Below are 16,060 nucleotides of genomic sequence, written 5' to 3'. Positions count from 1 at the left end.
GAGTGGCCGGCCCCGCCAAGAAACGCAACGCCCGAACGTGAGGCTGGCCGCACGTTCGGGTGCCTAGCCGCCTTGCGCAGCCGCCAGCGCGGCATTGAACACGACGCTCGGCCGCATCACCGCCTTGGTCAGCTCAGGGTCCGGTGCGTAGTAGCCGCCGATATCGACCGCCTCACCTTGGGCCTCGTTGAGCTCGGCGACGATGGCGTCTTCGTGTTTGGCCAACGTTTCGGCAAGTGGGGTGAAGTGTTCGGCCAGCTGCTGATCATCGGTTTGCGCGGCAAGTTCTTGCGCCCAGTACATGGCGAGGTAGAACTGGCTTCCGCGGTTGTCGAGCTCACCGGCCTTGCGCGACGGACCCTTCTTGTTGTCCAGCAGCTTGCCGGTTGCCGCATCCAGCGTCTTAGCCAAGATCGTGGCCCGCTCATTGCCGGTCTTGGTGCCCAGGTCTTCCAGGCTGACGGCCAGCGCGAGGAACTCACCCAACGAGTCCCACCGCAGATGATTCTCTTCGACCAGCTGCTTGACGTGCTTGGGCGCCGATCCACCCGCCCCCGTTTCATACATTCCGCCACCGGCCATCAGCGGCACGATGGACAACATCTTGGCGCTGGTCCCCAGCTCCAAGATCGGGAACAGGTCGGTGAGATAGTCCCGCAGGATGTTGCCGGTGGCGGCGATGGTATCCAGCCCGCGGATCAGGCGTTCCAGGGTGTAACGCATGGAACGCACTTGCGACATGATCTGGATATCGAGGCCACTGGTGTCGTGATCTTTCAGGTACGCCCGTACCTTCTTGATCAGCTCGTTCTCGTGTGGACGGTACGGGTCCAGCCAAAACAACACCGGCATGCCGGAGTTGCGCGCCCGGGTGACGGCCAGCTTGACCCAGTCGCGAATCGCCGCGTCCGTGACGACGCACAACCGCCAGATGTCGCCGGTTTCCACATTCTGGGTCAGCAGCACCTCGCCCGTCGCGACGTCCACGATGTTGGCGGTGCCGTCCTCGGGAACCTCGAACGTTTTGTCGTGCGAACCGTACTCCTCTGCCTGTTGCGCCATCAGGCCGACGTTGGGGACGGTACCCATGGTCGCCGGGTCGAACGCGCCGTTGGTCTTACAGAAGTTGATGATTTCTTGGTAGATGCGGGAAAAGGTGGACTCGGGGTTCACGGCTTTGGTGTCCTTGGTCCGCCCGTCGGCGCCGTACATCTTGCCGCCCGCGCGGATCATCGCTGGCATCGACGCGTCCACGATGACGTCACTGGGCGAATGGAAGTTCGAGATTCCGCGCGCTGAGTCGACCATGGCCAGCTCGGGTCGGTGTTCGTGGCACGCGTGCAGGTCTTGGATGATCTCGTCGCGCTGCGACGCGGGTAGCGACTCGATCTTGCTGTAGAGATCGACCAACCCGTTGTTGACGTTGACGCCCAGTTCGTCGAACAGCGCCTGGTGCTTGGCGAAGGCTTCCTTGTAGAAGGTTTTTACCGCGTGGCCGAAGACGATGGGGTGTGACACCTTCATCATCGTCGCCTTGACGTGCAGCGAAAACATCACACCAGTCTTGCGGGCATCCTCCATCTGTTCCTCGTAGAACTCGCACAAGGCTTTCTTGCTCATGAACATGCTGTCGATGATGTCGCCGTCCCGCAGCGACACCTTAGGTTTGAGCACGACCGTCTTGCCGCTCTTGGTGACCAGCTCCATCTTCACGTCCCGCGCGCGGTCTAAAGTCATCGACTTCTCGCCGTGATAGAAGTCGCCGTGCCGCATGGTCGCGACGTGCGTGCGCGAGGCCATCGACCACTCGCCCATGCTGTGTGGGTTCTTGCGTGCGTACTCCTTCACCGCCTTGGGCGCGCGGCGGTCGGAGTTGCCTTCCCGCAGCACCGGGTTCACCGCGCTGCCAAGGCATTTGCCGTAGCGGTTACGGATGTCGATTTCCTGGTCGGACTTCGGGTCCTGCGGATAATCCGGAAGCTTGAAGCCCTGAGCCTGCAATTCCTTGATGGCGGCCACCAGCTGCGGCACCGAGGCACTGATGTTCGGCAGTTTGATGATGTTGGTGTCCGGTAACTGCGTCAGCCGGCCCAGTTCTGCCAAGTTGTCCGGTACCCGCTGCTCTTCGGTCAGGTAATCGGGAAACTCGGCCAGGATGCGTGCCGCCACCGAAATGTCACTGGTCTTGACGTTGATGCCCGCCGGCTCAGTAAAGGCACGCACTATCGGCAGAAAGGCGTAGGTCGCCAACAGCGGCGCCTCGTCAGTCAGCGTGTAGATGATGGTCGGCTGCTCGGCGCTCATGATTGTTCTCCCGGCATAACTGTTGGTCAGATGGTGAGGGCTCTGCGTGTAACGATCGCTATCAGTATCGCGGCTCCACATCCGCAGCAAGCGCCCGGCTGCCGCGAATTAGCCGACGCGCCGCATAACAGCTGTAGCCGCCGTTGTGTCCCGCCGTCTGGTCAGCGTTGGGCAATAAGGTGGCAGTGGTTCTGCCGGCGACAAGCCCGAGCTCGATGGCCACGCCGGGCCACAAGGAAGGACAGATGGCGAAGGAAGGCGCTGCCGGGGCATCGCACCGACTCAACCATATGTGGGGTGCATTGCTCCCCGCGACGAGCTCGGCGATGGAGCCTGACATACGCATGTTCGGGATACGGCTGCCAATGCGTGTGCTGTCACTGCGCACCATCGTCATCGTCGGGCAACTATCGGTGATTGCTCTCGTCCTCACCCTGGGCGCGTGGGTGTGGATTGGCGTCACCAACGATCAATACAGCCAGCTCGACCGCCGCCTAGATTCAGTCAGCAGCCTCGGCGATATCGACACACTGCTCAACAGCGTGCAGCAGACCATCCCCAATCGGCCCACACCGGACGGCAACCTGGTACGCACTGCACGCATTGGCGGAGTGACCGTGTCGGTACCCGGCGATATCGTCCTGCCCAAACTCGCAGATGGATATGCGAACACCGCCATCAACGGCGTGCAATACCGCGTCCGCACCTTCTCGGCGGGTCCGGCCTCAATTGCGTTAGCGGCACCGTTGGCCGAAGCGCAACATCGGATCAACGAACTGCATCTGCGGGTGTTGTTGATCTGCGCCAGCGTCATCGGCGGCACAGTCCTAGTCGGTTGGGTGATCTCGCTGATCATGGTCACTCCGTTCCTCCTGCTAGCCCAGCAGGCTCGCGCCATCAATGCGCAGTCCCGCCCAGACGAAGTTCAAGTCCGCGGTGTACGTGAAGCCGTCGAGATCGCCGAGGCAGTCGAGGGAATGCTGGCCCGCATCGGCAACGAACAAGAGCGCACCAAGGCAGCGCTCGAGGCGGCTCGTGACTTTGCCGCCGTCGCCTCACACGAGCTGCGCACCCCGTTGACCGCGATGCGCACCAACCTGGAGGTGCTGTCCACCCTGGAGTTGGCCTCCGGGCAGCGTGAGGAGGTAATCGGCGACATCATTCGCACTCAAAGCCGGATCGAAGCGACATTGACGGCGCTCGAACGGCTGGCACAGGGTGAACTGACCACCATTGATGATTTTGTCCCGTTCGATGTCACCGAGCTTTTGGATCGCGCCGCCCACGATGCGCTTCGCATCTACCCCGGTCTGCAAGTGCGGCTGGTGCCGTCGCCCACGATATTGATGGTTGGGTTGCCCACCGGGCTGCGGCTAGTGATCGATAACGCCATCGCCAACGCGGTCAAGCACGGTAGCGCCACCGAAATTCAGCTCGTCGTAAGCAGTTCCAACGAAGGCGTGGAAATCGCCATCGACGACAACGGCACCGGCGTGCCAGAAACCGAACGCGCCGCAGTTTTTGAGCGCTTTACCCGCGGGTCGACGGCATCGCGTTCAGGGTCCGGATTAGGGCTGGCACTGGTCGCCCAGCAGGCCGAGTTGCACGGCGGGAACGCGTCCCTACACACCAGCCCGATTGGTGGTACCCGACTTCTGCTGAGACTGGCGGGCGATGGCCGTGGCACGGCGTGAGCAGACCGGCTCCGGCATCTGCGGCCAAGGAATCCGGCAAACATGAGGTGACTTTTCCGATGATTCACAACGGCGAGGCCTGTTGGGTCAGGTCTAACAAGACGTAGGCCATGCAGAAGAGGAAGTTCAGCACGACCAGAACCAAGCCTGCGAAGATGAGGCTGCGTAAGCTACGGCGTTGTAGTCGCTTGAACTTCGCGGCGTGCTCGTCATGGTCAATCTGGATCGCGATTAAAGCGAAATTAATGTCCGTCACTTCGCCAGCCGAGGCGGGCGCGCCCGCCAATATCTCTTGAAGGCGCTCTGGTGAGATTTCAACGCCGACACGCGCGAAGCGGCGGCTCACCCGCCGCGTCTGCCTGCGGCCAAGCATCTGGCCTCGCAGCTGTAGCCGACGCGGTAGTTGCCTTCGTTGGTCGCCCCAGGGGTTGGACGGGGTCGTCACAAACCGAGATTCTAGTTCGCTGATGCCTCTTTTCGTGCGATGCACGCCAAATACGTTGACCTCCATCGATGTTCGCTGGATTGATCCACCGGCCTGGGGTTTCTGGTATCGGCCGCCCCGGGGACAGGTCCAAATCTGTAGTGTCATCCGCATGTTATTTGCGGCTTTGCGCGATGTGCAGTGGCGCAAGCGGCGTCTCACCGTCGCAATTGTCAGCACTGGACTGGTCTTCGGGATGACACTGGTTCTGACCGGACTTGTGAACGGTTTTCGAGTCGAGGCTCAGCGAACCGTCGATTCCATGGGTGTCGATACATTCGTGGTCAAGTCCGGTGCGTACGGACCGTTTCTGGGTTCGACGCCGTTCGCCCAAGTTGACCTGGCCCGGGTGGCTAGTGTTCCCGGCGTTGTGGCTGCAGCCCCACTAGCGACGGCGCCGGTGACTGTCACGCAGGGCGCATCGGCGCGAAACGTCACCGCGTTCGGGGCGCCGGAGCGCGGACCCGGCATGCCGCGTGTATCGCAGGGGCGACCACCATCGACGCCGGATGAGGTCGCGACATCGAGCACCCTGGATCGGCGTGTCGGCGACGATTTGCAGGTCGGTGCGCACACCTTGCGGATCGTCGGCATTGTGCCGAACTCCACCGCATTGGCCAAGGTTCCCAACATCTTCCTGACCACCGAGGGCTTCCAAAGACTGGCATATAACGGGCAGCCGACGGTCACGTCGATCGGAGTCGTCGGCAATGCAACACAGCTCCCGACCGGGTATCAGACCGCCGATCGAAGAGTTGCTGTCAACGATCTGATGCGCCCATTGAAGGTTGCGGTGGATGCGATCACGATCCTTGCGGTCTTGCTGTGGGTCGTGGCGGCGTTAATTGTCGGATCAGTGGTCTACCTCTCCGCACTCGAACGGCTGCGCGATTTTGCGGTGTTCAAGGCGATCGGCGTGCCGACGCGGTCGATCATGGCGGGCCTCGCGCTACAGGCGGTCGTGGTGGCGCTACTTGCCACAGTGGTAGGCGGCATTTTTTCGCTGCTGCTGACACCGTTGTTCCCGATGATTGTCGCGATTCCTGCTGGCGCTTTCGCGACGCTACCGGTGATCGCGGTAGTGATCGGGCTGCTGGCCAGCGTCGCTGGACTACGGCGTGTGATCGCGGTCGATCCGGCACTCGCGTTCGGAGGTCCCTGAGCGATGGGCAAGCTAAACATTCAGGACCTCGTCGTCGAGTACTCCAGCGGTGGGTACGCCGTACGGCCGATCGACGGCTTGAACCTCGATGTGGAGGCGGGGTCGCTGGTGATCCTGCTCGGGCCTAGCGGCTGCGGGAAAACGACGTTGCTATCCTGCCTCGGCGGCATTCTGCGTCCGACGTCCGGATCAATTACGTTCGACGGCACCGAGATCACTGCGCTGGAGGGCGGCGCCCTGGCGAACCACCGGCGCAACTCGGTAGGGATCGTGTTCCAGGCATTCAATCTGGTGCCGAGCCTGACCGCCCTGGAGAACGTGATGGTCCCGCTACGCGCGGCAGGAATGTCACGCGTGTCCGCGCGGCAGCGCGCTGAGGAACTGCTGACGCGAGTCAATCTCGCCGAGCGAATGAAGCACCGCCCGGGTGATTTGAGCGGCGGTCAGCAGCAACGCGTCGCCGTTGCTCGCGCGATCGCACTGGATCCGCCCTTGATCCTCGCCGACGAACCAACCGCGTACCTCGACTTCATTCAGGTGGAGGAGGTGCTGCGGCTCATCCGCTCGCTCGCGCAGGGCGAACGGGTAGTGGTGGTCGCGACCCATGACAGTCGGATGTTGCCATTGGCCGACCGGGTAATAGAGCTGGTACCCGCGGTCACGTCGACGAATCGGCCGCCCGAAACGGCGCATGTGAAGGCTGGCAACGTGCTGTTCAAGCAGAGCACGATGGGCGAGCTGATTTACGTGGTATCCGAAGGTGAGTTCGAGATTGTGCGCGAATTGGCCAACGGCGGTGAGGAATTTGTCAAAGTAGCCGGGCCTGGGGAATATTTCGGCGAAATCGGCGTGCTGTTTCACATGCCACGCTCGGCGACCGTGCGCGCCCGCACCGATGCGACGGCCGTCGGCTACACATCGCAGGCGTTCCGTGAGCGACTCGGCGTGACACGGCTGGCCGATGTGATCGAGGACCGCGAGATTTCCAGCGACTGATCGCCGCATGACGCGAAGGGTGAAGCCGCTGCCACGAAGTCGGGAAGAAGCTTGGAAACTACGGCCGACTGTATCGGCTCGGCAAACCCGATGCCCGCCCCTGCCAAAGCGAAGCCCAGCGTGATCACGAACACACTATGCGGTCCGCCGGCGAACACCCCATAAGCGATGACGTACAGGACTGCGCCCGTTGCGAATACCGTGCGTGGCCCGGTCCGGTCGTACCACCGTCCAGCTGTTAACGAAGCCACCGTCGCGACGACGTTGTGCGCTGCATAGATGAGGATCGCGAGCGACGTCGCCTCAGTCACCGTGCGATGCGGCGAACTCAACAACTGCGTTGCGCGAAGGATCAACGAGGTTGTCGCGAGATTGCCAAACTCAAACACCGCCACCGGCAGCAACGCCCACAGCATACCGGCGTCCCGCAATGCTTTGAATTCAAACCGCCGCGGCGCTGACCTCGTCGATTACACCCAGCGCCGCCGCCGACGCGCCCAGTTTGCCGGTCAAAAACGTGGGCAGCACCGACGTCGTTATCTCATGGCCGGTATCTGAGCAGAAGCTCGCCGCCCCACGGCACCGACACCGGGGGTGAGCCACGTCTGGTGAGATTCGTCGCCGAATTCCCGACGCTTCGCGTTGACCTCAGCACTCATGGCTTGGACATAACGCCGTCGAGACTCATGAACAACCGGACCTCGGCACACGCAAAAGACCGTAGGCATTCGTTAGCTACCGACCAAATATGCCCTGCCGTCGCACTTCGTGACGACACAAATCCCGCTGCAGTGACAGTCGGACGTCGCCACCGACGAGCACCGAACCGGGCGAGCAGGTCGGCTCTCGATTCGACACGGCTCTTCGGTTCCCCGTCGCGCCTCAGTCAAGCAAGCCGCCATCGTTTGCGGGACCCGCAGCATGCGTCGATGGGCTCGGCGAGCCGTCGTCGCCGGTGATATCTAGGGTGTGTAGTGCGGGTTCTTCGCGCGCGTGTTCGGCGAACCAGGGCACCTTCATCGTGCGGCTCTGGTGGAAATTTGCGCAATCATATGCGTATTTCTACGCATTTTCGCGGATGTCGTGCGCTCATCGTGCCGGCACTCTTGAGCGCATGAATGACACACTTACCCACGACGCTCGGGTAGACAGCACCGACCTTGCAGCCAACGAGATTGCGACATGGTTCCAGTTGCTGTCAGATGCCCAATGGTCGTTGATCGCAGATTTGCTTCCAACCCGTATCGGGGAACGTGACAAGCCGCTTGGTGACACCCGCCACGTTATCGAGGGAATCATGTATCGGTACCAGTGCGGGATCGCCTGGCCGGATGTGCCCGAGGCGTTCGGCCCGTGGCAGACGATCTTGGCCTGGCATTGCCACATGTACGCCGACGGCACCTGGGATGCGATACTGGCCCGTCTGCTGTCCGACGGAAACTCCGGGGCCATTAAGCGGGCGTTGACGGCGCTGGCCTTGGATCCCATCCTCGCTGCTGCTCACCGGCGCGCCGCAAACATCACCCGCCATCCCGGGGGCTGGCTCGAAATACAAGAACCCACGCTTCGTGAATCGACCTGGGTTTGATTTTTCTGGCGGCTAAGGCTGTACCTTCGCCATGCTGAGCCAGGCGTACACCGCTTAATGCGCAAGCAGCCGCGCAACGCATTTCGACGAGAGTCTTCGACCGCGGTGGCGAGGGACCTATCTGCAGGCATCGATCCGACGATACGGCCGAGCAGCTGCTTTCTTCAGCGACGGGTTAATTCGCGACGGTGCAACGTGTTTGAACCGCACTACGCACACTTGACATCTATACCGTAGGGGGGTATCGTTGCCGAAATGAAGAGCATCGAACCCTGCCACTGTAAATCCACCAGCTGCACGTGCAATGATTCCGGATGCACCCACGCGTCCGGCTGCAAATGCGGTCGCGTCGAATGCACGTGCAACAATTAACAACTCCTGTGGCAGCCTCGACAACCGTTGGGGCTGCCACAGTTTCGTCTCCTCGGCCTGCACTCCAGGTGCGACGGCGCTGCGTACACCAACCCTTGCAGCGCTCCATCCTATAGCGTAGTGAGCGACATCACGCAGCGCTGGATTGTCACCATCCTCTTCGGCATGAGCATCGCGTCGATCACGTATACCCTTGTCGCGCAACATGGTCGATGGATCCGTACTGTCAACCATGTATTGCATCTAATGATGTCGGCGGCCATGATTTCGATGGCCTGGCATATCGGGCGAACTGCGCTACCGGTCACCGACTGACCAACTGCTACAACGCCGTGATGATGACAGCGATGGCGTGGATGTACGCAGTGATGGACAACAGCCTGCCGGGCCACACTGGCGATCACTCACCCAACCACACGATGTCGGGTCCGCTAGCAATGACTGCGTCCAAGATGGAGATGCCGGCACAACAGATATCCCCAACGCCACCCGAAACCGGGTGGATCATCACTGTGAACTGGATCGCGACTCTTGGATTCGCAGTCGTGGCGATGTATTGGCTACGCCGTTACGTGACCGAGCACCGAACCACCCGGCCGCCACACACCGCCCGGCCTGCGCACGTGGAACTGCTATCTCAGGCGTTGGCCGCCGCGGGCACAGCCTTTGCGTTCGGTGGGATGCTGTAAAACCATGCTGGCACGATCACCCGAGTCGGCACACAGGAAGAGCGACAAATCTGATGCTTCGCTTGATCGCGATGTTGGCGCTCCTCGCCCTGGCGATGGTTGGGGTCGCACCCCCGGCACCTGCCGACGACTGGTCCGTCGAGCGTGTCGTCATGCTGATGCGTCACGGCGTGCGATCCCCCAATGCACAGCCGCCTCTTCCAGCCACCGTGGCACCTGAACCCTGGCCCGGATGGGCGGTGCTGCCAGGGCGGCTGACCGGACACGGCGCGGCTGCGATCCGGCTGGTGGCCGCTGCCGACGCCCGGCGCTTTGCCGCGGAGGGTGTGCTGCCGGGCACCGGCTGCCCGCCGCCGGGCGCGACGGTGCTGGTGGCGGATTCCTTGGAGCGCACCATCGCTACCGGCGACAATTACCTGTCAGCCTTCGCCCCACATTGCACCCTGACCACCCAACATGCCCAACAAGGGGTGCCCGACCCGTTATTCAGCGCGTACGACGACGCAGGGATCAGCGCCGCTACGGCACAACAGGCAATCGACGATGCCGTCGGGCCGCAGGGGATCGGCGGCATCGACCAGCAGGCCCGCCCCGAGTTAGAAGCGGTCAGTCGCATCCTTTGCGGGGCCGGCAGGCAAGGCTGCGGCTTGACCGACATGCCTAGCGTGGTCGACGTCGACCCGTCCGGTCGTAACCGGCCGAAAGTAACCGGGGCATTGGGATATGGCGCCACCGCGGCGCAGGTGTTCTCGCTCGAATATGCTGACGGCAAACCGATGTCGGAGGTCGGCTGGGGCCGTGCGACGCCCGACGATCTGCGTGCGGCGGGCATGCTGCATGCCATCAAATTCTCCCTCATCGCCCGTCCGCGACCGCTGGCCGTCGCGAACGCCGGCAGGATCGCCAAGCGGATGGTCGACGCCCTTGGCGAAGGTCCACCGCTGACGATTGTGGTCGGCCACGACACCGAGATCGCCAATATCGGAGGTTTGCTCGACGTGCACTGGTCGGTCCCCGGGTTTGCCGCCGATGATCCTGCGCCCGGCGGCGCGATGGTCATCGAGGTGATGCGCAACCATGACGGTGCCGAGGCGGTGCGTAGTTTCTACCGGGCGCAGACCCTTGATCAGATCCGCACACTCGACGCCGCTGATCCTACGTGGGTCGCTCTGACCCCGCCGGGATGCGGCGGTCAGGCGCTGTGCCCGCTGGACACATTCATTGCCCTGCTGTCCGGGTAAAATCCTTTACTACGAACAACTCTCGCGGCATCACAGTTCCAGCTTCATCCCGATATGCGTCGGCTCAAAGCCAAGCCGCTGGTAAAACTGCTGTGCTTCAGCGCGCCTCGCGTCGGTGGTGAGTTGCACCAAGCTGGCCCCAGCGTGGCGTCCATAGTCGAACACCCAGTTGAATACTGCGCCTCCGAGACCGATTCCGCGAAATTCAGCAGCTACCCGGACCGCTTCGACCTGCAACCTCAGCGCGGCGCCGCGCGCCAGTCCGGGGATGAGGGTCAGTTGCATCGTGGCCGCCAGCTGTCGCCTTTCATCGCGCACGACCAGCAGAAGCTGATTCGGATCGGCATCAATTCGCGCGAACGCGGCATGGTATCGCCCCACCTCAGCCGACTCGCGCACCGCACCGAACACGTCGTCGCGAAGCAGGTCGACGATTTCACCGACGTCGGTACACATTGCTTTGGTAAGGCAAAACCGACGACCCGCGACCGATAACCAATCCATTCGTCAGACTATGCACGCACCGCGATCGTCGACAACAGATCGGCCAGCCGGTCCGGTCGGTCGACCATGGAGAACGTACGCGCTCCCTCGATGACCTCGAAACGAGCGTGGGGAATGACCGCGGCCAGCCGTTCCCCGTCAGCGAGCGCAAAGAACTTGTCGTCAGCCGACCATGCGATGAGCGCGGGTTTGTCGAACTCAGGCAACCGGGCCGCGACCCCGGTAGTGACCTCCGGGCGCATCGATAGCGAAAACAGGCGTAGATCTTCGACAATCGCCGGATCGGACAGCGCCGGCCGCACCCAGATCTGGGTGAGTTCGTCGATGTCGCAGTGCGCCAAGTCGGCATAGGCGCGCCGGCGTGCGGCCGGTGCCCGCAGGGCCTGAATGGCGGTCCGGAACAGCGTCTTCGACTTGGCTGCCAAGATCACCGGTTTGAGGATCGGTGGCGGAAAGTGTTCGAACGCATCGCAACTCGTGAGCACCAGCGCACCAAGCCGCTCAGGATGGTGCACCGCGACGAGTTGTGCGACGACTCCGCCGGTATCGTTGCCGACCAACACCACGTCCTGGAGGCCAAGGGCGGCAAGGACATCGGCGACGATGCCGGCGACGCCCGTGATGGTTCGATCGGCGGCGAGACGCAGCGGTTCAGGATGTGCGCCCAGTGGCCAGGCGGGGGCAATGCACCGCAGGCCGAGGCCGGCAAGTCGTTCGCTGACCTGCCGCCACAGTTCACTGCCCATCAGGTATCCGTGCACGAACACGACGGGCCTGCCATTTTCCGGTCCGGTTGCTTCGTAATGGATGGTTCCCGCACTAATGTCGATCGTCGACATAGGTGCCTCCCCATTCGAGATACTCTTACAAACAGTCTGTCTGTTCGTAAGTTACCAACAGGTTGCATGGAAATCAAGAGACGTACCCAGGAGGAGCGCTCCGCGGCCACCCGCGATGCGCTGATCTCGGCTGCCCGCAGGCTGTGGGGACTGCGGGGTTATGCGGAGGTGGGCACGCCGGAGATCGCCAAGGAAGCGGGCGTCACCCGAGGGGCGATGTATCACCAATTCGCCGACAAGGCCGCACTATTCCGCGATGTCGTCGAGGTGGTGGAGCAGGATGTGATGGCCCGGATGGCCGCCGTGGTGGTCTCGTCGGGCGCGAAGACGCCGGCGGACGCGATCCGGGCCGCGGTCGACGCCTGGCTCGAGGTCTCGGCTGATCCACAGGTGCGTCAGTTGATCCTGCTGGACGCGCCCAGTGTGCTCGGCTGGGCCGCCTTCCGCGACGTCGCGCAACGCTACAGCCTGGGCATGACCGAACAGTTGCTCAGCGAAGCCATCCGGGCGGGGCAGCTGGCGCGGCAACCGGTGCGGCCGCTGGCGCACGTGCTGATCGGCGCGCTCGACGAAGCGGCCATGGCCATCGCCACCGCCGACGACCCGAAACGAGCTCGGCGGGAGACCAGGCAGGTGCTGCACCGGCTTATCGACGGGATGCTGATCAAGACCCCTGAGGGTGCCGCGGCACGCGAACTATGACGCGAGCCCCGCTGGCTGCCGTGGGGAACCGTTACCACGCGCTGCGGGGAGTTCGCTCTTGTGATGAGATCAGCGGCTATGAGCATCAAGGTCGCGCTGGAGCACCGCACCAGCTACACCTTTGACCGGCTAGTCCAGGTGTACCCGCATGTGGTGCGGCTGCGCCCGGCGCCGCACTCGCGCACGCCCATCGAGGCCTACTCGCTGCAGATCGAGCCGGCCGACCACTTCATCAACTGGCAGCAGGACGCGCTAGGCAACTTCTTGGCCCGGCTGGTCTTTCCGAATCCGATGCGCCGGCTGAGCATCACCGTCGGGCTCATCGCCGACCTCAAGGTGATCAATCCGTTCGACTTCTTTATTGAAGACTGGGCCGAGACATGGCCCACCACACCCGCCACGGCCGAGTCAGGACCGACCTTCACCTATCCGGAGGCGCTAGCCGAAGACCTCAAGCCCTACCTGCGACCCGTCGACGAGGCGGGCGACCGCTCCGGCCCCGGTGAGCTAGTGCGGACATGGGTCCGCAACTTCCCGGTGCCAGGTGGCATCCGAACCATCGACTTCCTGGTCGCGCTCAACCAAGCGATCAATGCCGAGGTCAGCTATACCGTGCGCATGGAACATGGTGTCCAAACACCGGATTTCACGCTGCGCACCCGGATCGGATCGTGTCGGGACTCGGCCTGGTTATTGGTCTCGATTTTGCGACAAATGGGACTGGCCGCCCGGTTTGTGTCCGGCTACCTGGTACAGCTGGCCTCCGACGTCGAGGCGCTTGACGGGCCGTCGGGGCCGGCCGCCGACTTCACCGACCTGCACGCCTGGACCGAGGTTTACGTCCCCGGTGCGGGCTGGATCGGACTGGACCCGACCTCGGGGCTGTTCGCCGGCGAGGGCCACATCCCGTTGGCAGCCACGCCCCATCCCGCGTCGGCAGCGCCGATCAGCGGCTCGACCGACCCGTGCAACACAGTGCTGGACTTCTCCAACACCGTCACCCGTGTCCACGAAGACCCGCGCGTCACGCTGCCCTACTCCGACGCGGCGTGGCAGGCGATCTGCGCGGTCGGCGAGCATGTCGACCAGCGGCTGGCCGCCGGCGATGTCCGGCTGACCGTCGGCGGCGAGCCGACGTTCGTGTCGGTGGACATCCCCCCAGACAAGGACTGCACGGAGTGGACGACGGCCGCCGACGGCCCGCACAAGCGCCAGCGGGCATCCGATCTAGCGGCCCGGCTGAAGGCAGCCTGGGCGCCGCAGGGCCTGATCCATCGCGGGCAGGGCCGGTGGTATCCAGGAGAGCCGTTGCCGCGCTGGCAGATTGCACTGTACTGGCGCACCGACGGGCAGCCGCTATGGACCAACGACGCGCTGCTGGCTGATCCTTGGAGAGACGAGAAAGCCGAGAACAGCGGCCGAAGCGAGCCGACCCCTGGCAATAGCGAGCCGGCCCACAAGATACTCGCCCAGATCGCTGACGGTCTCGGGTTGCCCCTCACGCAAGTGCAGCCGGCCTACGAGGATCCGTTGAGCCGGCTAGCGGCCAAGGTACGAATGCCCGCCGGCGACCCGGTGCAAACAAGCGACGACCTCGACCCCGACGCTCCTGACAGCGCCGCCAACCGTGCCGCGCTGTTGACGCGCCTCGAGGAAGCAGTGACCCTGCCGGCCGCGTACGTGCTGCCACTGCACCGCCGTGACGACGACCATGGCTGGGCCAGCGCGACCTGGCGGCTGCGCCGCGGCCGCATTGTGCTGCTCGAGGGTGATTCGCCGGCGGGCCTGCGGCTGCCGCTGGATTCGATCAGCTGGCGTCGGCCGCGCGTGTCGTTCGACCTCGATCCAATGACCGTCCGGCGCGCACTGTCGGCGGAACCCCACACCGTCGACGCTGTGCTCGAGGCCCCCGAAACCGCACCGACGACCGCGATGGTGGCCGAAGTTCGCGGTGAGTTGCTGTACATCTTCCTACCGCCTACCGAGGCGCTCGAACACTTCGTCGACCTGATCTCCCGGGTCGAGACCGCGGCCGCGAACATCGGCTGCCCGGTCGTGCTCGAAGGCTACGGCCCGCCGCCGGACCCCCGGCTGAAGTCGATAACCATCGCTCCCGACCCCGGTGTGATCGAGGTCAACGTCGCGCCCACCGCCAGCTTCGCCGAACAACGCCAGCAGCTGGAAACCCTTTATGCACAAGCCCGATTGGCTCGGTTGTCGACGGAGTCATTCGATGTCGACGGCACCCATGGCGGCACCGGCGGCGGCAACCACATCACGCTCGGCGGCGTCACACCGATCGACTCGCCGCTGCTGCGTCGCCCCGACCTGTTGGTCTCGCTGCTGACCTACTGGCAGCGACATCCCTCGCTGTCCTACCTGTTTGCGGGGCGATTCGTCGGCACCACCTCGCAGGCGCCGCGGGTTGACGAGGGCCGCGACGAAGCGCTTTACGAACTCGAGATCGCGTTCGCCGAGATTGCCCGGCTCGCCGGCGGCACGGGCCCCGCAGGAAACCGAGCCCGGCCGTGGATCACCGACCGCGCGCTTCGGCACCTGCTTGTCGACATCACCGGCAACACCCATCGCGCCGAGTTCTGCATCGACAAGCTGTACAACCCCGATAGCGCCCGCGGCCGGCTCGGCCTGTTGGAGTTACGTGGCTTTGAGATGCCGCCGCATCTGCACATGGCGATGGTGCAGTCGCTGCTGGTGCGCTCGCTGGTGGCGTGGTTTTGGGAGGAACCGCTGCGCGCCCCACTGATCCGTCACGGCGCCAACCTGCACGGCCGATACCTGTTGCCCCACTTCGTGATCCATGACATTGCCGCCGTGGCAGCCGACCTGCGTGAGCACGGCATCGCTTTCGAGACCAGCTGGCTGGACCCATTCACCGAATTCCGCTTCCCGCGCATCGGCACCGCTGTCTGCGACGGTGTGGAGATCGAGTTGCGGGGCGCGATCGAGCCGTGGACCACACTCGGCGAGGAGTCCACCGCCACCGGCACCGCTCGCTACGTCGACTCATCGGTCGAACGCATCCAGGTCCGCATCATCGGCGCCGACCGCCATCGCCACCTGGTGACGTGCAATGGTTACCCGATACCGCTGCTAGCCACCGACAACCCCGACATCCAGGTGGGCGGCGTGCGGTTCAGAGCCTGGCAACCACCCAGCGCGCTGCACCCAAGCATCACGGTCGACGCCCCGCTGCGATTCGAACTCGTTGACATCGCCACCGGAACCTCACGCGGTGGCTGCACTTACCACGTTGCCCACCCCGGCGGACGCGCCTACGACGACCCACCCATCAACGCCGTCGAGGCCGAGGCGCGCCGCAGCCGCCGCTTCGAAGCCACAGGCTTCACCCCGGGCAAGGTTGATATGTCCGGCATTCGGGAAAAGCGGGCCCGGATCTCCACCGACATCGGCGCGCCCGGCATCCTCGACCTGCGGCGCGTGCGCACCGTGCTGCGGTAATGGCA

The 16,060-nt window shown here is 63.7% G+C and carries 15 protein-coding genes and 1 pseudogene; 9 read left to right on the top strand and 7 right to left on the bottom strand.

The window, feature by feature from the left end:
- Window positions 1-63: 63 nt before the first annotated feature.
- Window positions 64-2,304 (bottom strand): NADP-dependent isocitrate dehydrogenase, encoded by a 2,241-nt coding sequence (locus B586_RS00525; protein WP_047314559.1) that lies wholly within the window; start codon window positions 2,302-2,304, stop codon window positions 64-66.
- A gap of 365 nt (window positions 2,305-2,669) precedes the next feature.
- Between B586_RS00525 and B586_RS00520 the strand changes: the two genes are divergently transcribed.
- A complete protein-coding gene (locus B586_RS00520) occupies window positions 2,670-3,998 on the top strand; it encodes a sensor histidine kinase (RefSeq protein WP_054880791.1) in 1,329 nt (442 codons plus the stop codon).
- Between the two features lie 64 nt (window positions 3,999-4,062).
- Here B586_RS00520 and B586_RS00515 read toward each other — a convergent pair whose 3' ends face one another.
- The gene (locus B586_RS00515) at window positions 4,063-4,443 is read right to left on the bottom strand and encodes a hypothetical protein (RefSeq protein ID WP_156166415.1); all 381 of its coding nucleotides are present in this window, start codon (window positions 4,441-4,443) and stop codon (window positions 4,063-4,065) included.
- A gap of 151 nt (window positions 4,444-4,594) precedes the next feature.
- On the opposite strand from B586_RS00515, the gene B586_RS00510 reads away from it, so the two are divergent.
- Both B586_RS00510 and B586_RS00505 read left to right on the top strand, forming a co-directional pair.
- Window positions 4,595-5,644, top strand: coding sequence for an ABC transporter permease (locus B586_RS00510; RefSeq protein ID WP_047314561.1), 1,050 nt, complete (start codon window positions 4,595-4,597; stop codon window positions 5,642-5,644).
- 3 nt (window positions 5,645-5,647) lie between these two features.
- The gene (locus tag B586_RS00505) at window positions 5,648-6,640 is read left to right on the top strand and encodes an ABC transporter ATP-binding protein (RefSeq protein WP_054879006.1); all 993 of its coding nucleotides are present in this window, start codon (window positions 5,648-5,650) and stop codon (window positions 6,638-6,640) included.
- Here the strand turns inward: B586_RS00505 and B586_RS00500 are convergent.
- The 3 genes and pseudogenes from B586_RS00500 to B586_RS22885 all read right to left on the bottom strand — a co-directional run.
- The gene (locus tag B586_RS00500) at window positions 6,556-7,056 is read right to left on the bottom strand and encodes an MFS transporter (RefSeq protein ID WP_236971443.1); all 501 of its coding nucleotides are present in this window, start codon (window positions 7,054-7,056) and stop codon (window positions 6,556-6,558) included. The genes B586_RS00505 and B586_RS00500 overlap by 85 nt on opposite strands.
- A 25-nt stretch (window positions 7,057-7,081) precedes the next feature.
- The gene (locus B586_RS21690) at window positions 7,082-7,243 is read right to left on the bottom strand and encodes a hypothetical protein (protein ID WP_231584603.1); all 162 of its coding nucleotides are present in this window, start codon (window positions 7,241-7,243) and stop codon (window positions 7,082-7,084) included.
- A 336-nt stretch (window positions 7,244-7,579) separates the two neighbouring features.
- Window positions 7,580-7,666: pseudogene (locus B586_RS22885) on the bottom strand (maleylpyruvate isomerase N-terminal domain-containing protein); the annotation flags it as partial.
- Window positions 7,667-7,754: 88 nt separating this feature from the next.
- On the opposite strand from B586_RS22885, the gene B586_RS00495 reads away from it, so the two are divergent.
- From B586_RS00495 to B586_RS00480, 4 genes are all read left to right on the top strand, one after another.
- Entirely contained in the window at window positions 7,755-8,228 is a 474-nt protein-coding gene (locus B586_RS00495) for a transposase (protein WP_168162494.1), read from the top strand.
- Between the two features lie 492 nt (window positions 8,229-8,720).
- Entirely contained in the window at window positions 8,721-8,915 is a 195-nt protein-coding gene (locus B586_RS21685; RefSeq protein ID WP_054879007.1) for a hypothetical protein, read from the top strand.
- A gap of 20 nt (window positions 8,916-8,935) precedes the next feature.
- Window positions 8,936-9,289 (top strand): DUF5134 domain-containing protein, encoded by a 354-nt coding sequence (locus tag B586_RS00485; protein ID WP_054879008.1) that lies wholly within the window; start codon window positions 8,936-8,938, stop codon window positions 9,287-9,289.
- A 53-nt stretch (window positions 9,290-9,342) separates the two neighbouring features.
- The gene (locus tag B586_RS00480) at window positions 9,343-10,530 is read left to right on the top strand and encodes a histidine phosphatase family protein (RefSeq protein WP_054879009.1); all 1,188 of its coding nucleotides are present in this window, start codon (window positions 9,343-9,345) and stop codon (window positions 10,528-10,530) included.
- Between the two features lie 30 nt (window positions 10,531-10,560).
- On the opposite strand, the gene B586_RS00475 is transcribed toward B586_RS00480, so the two are convergent.
- Window positions 10,561-11,034: a GNAT family N-acetyltransferase gene (locus B586_RS00475; RefSeq protein WP_047314566.1), complete on the bottom strand. Its 474-nt coding sequence runs from the start codon at window positions 11,032-11,034 to the stop codon at window positions 10,561-10,563.
- A gap of 8 nt (window positions 11,035-11,042) precedes the next feature.
- Window positions 11,043-11,873 carry an alpha/beta fold hydrolase gene (locus B586_RS00470; protein ID WP_054879010.1) on the bottom strand — a complete coding sequence of 277 codons (831 nt, stop codon included), beginning with the start codon at window positions 11,871-11,873 and terminating at the stop codon, window positions 11,043-11,045.
- Window positions 11,874-11,939: 66 nt separating this feature from the next.
- Here B586_RS00470 and B586_RS00465 point away from each other — a divergent pair, with 66 nt between their 5' ends.
- Together B586_RS00465 and B586_RS00460 are read left to right on the top strand one after the other, a co-directional pair.
- Window positions 11,940-12,575, top strand: a complete 636-nt coding sequence (locus tag B586_RS00465) for a TetR/AcrR family transcriptional regulator (RefSeq protein WP_047314568.1) — start codon at window positions 11,940-11,942, stop codon at window positions 12,573-12,575.
- Window positions 12,576-12,653: 78 nt separating this feature from the next.
- On the top strand, window positions 12,654-16,055 hold the full coding sequence (locus tag B586_RS00460; RefSeq protein WP_054879011.1) for a transglutaminase family protein: 3,402 nt from the start codon (window positions 12,654-12,656) through the stop codon (window positions 16,053-16,055).
- Window positions 16,056-16,060 lie beyond the last annotated feature (5 nt).

The sequence above is a fragment of the Mycobacterium haemophilum DSM 44634 genome (assembly GCF_000340435.2).
Lineage (GTDB): Bacteria > Actinomycetota > Actinomycetes > Mycobacteriales > Mycobacteriaceae > Mycobacterium > Mycobacterium haemophilum.
This window is presented reverse-complemented; position numbering and strand designations above follow the sequence as displayed.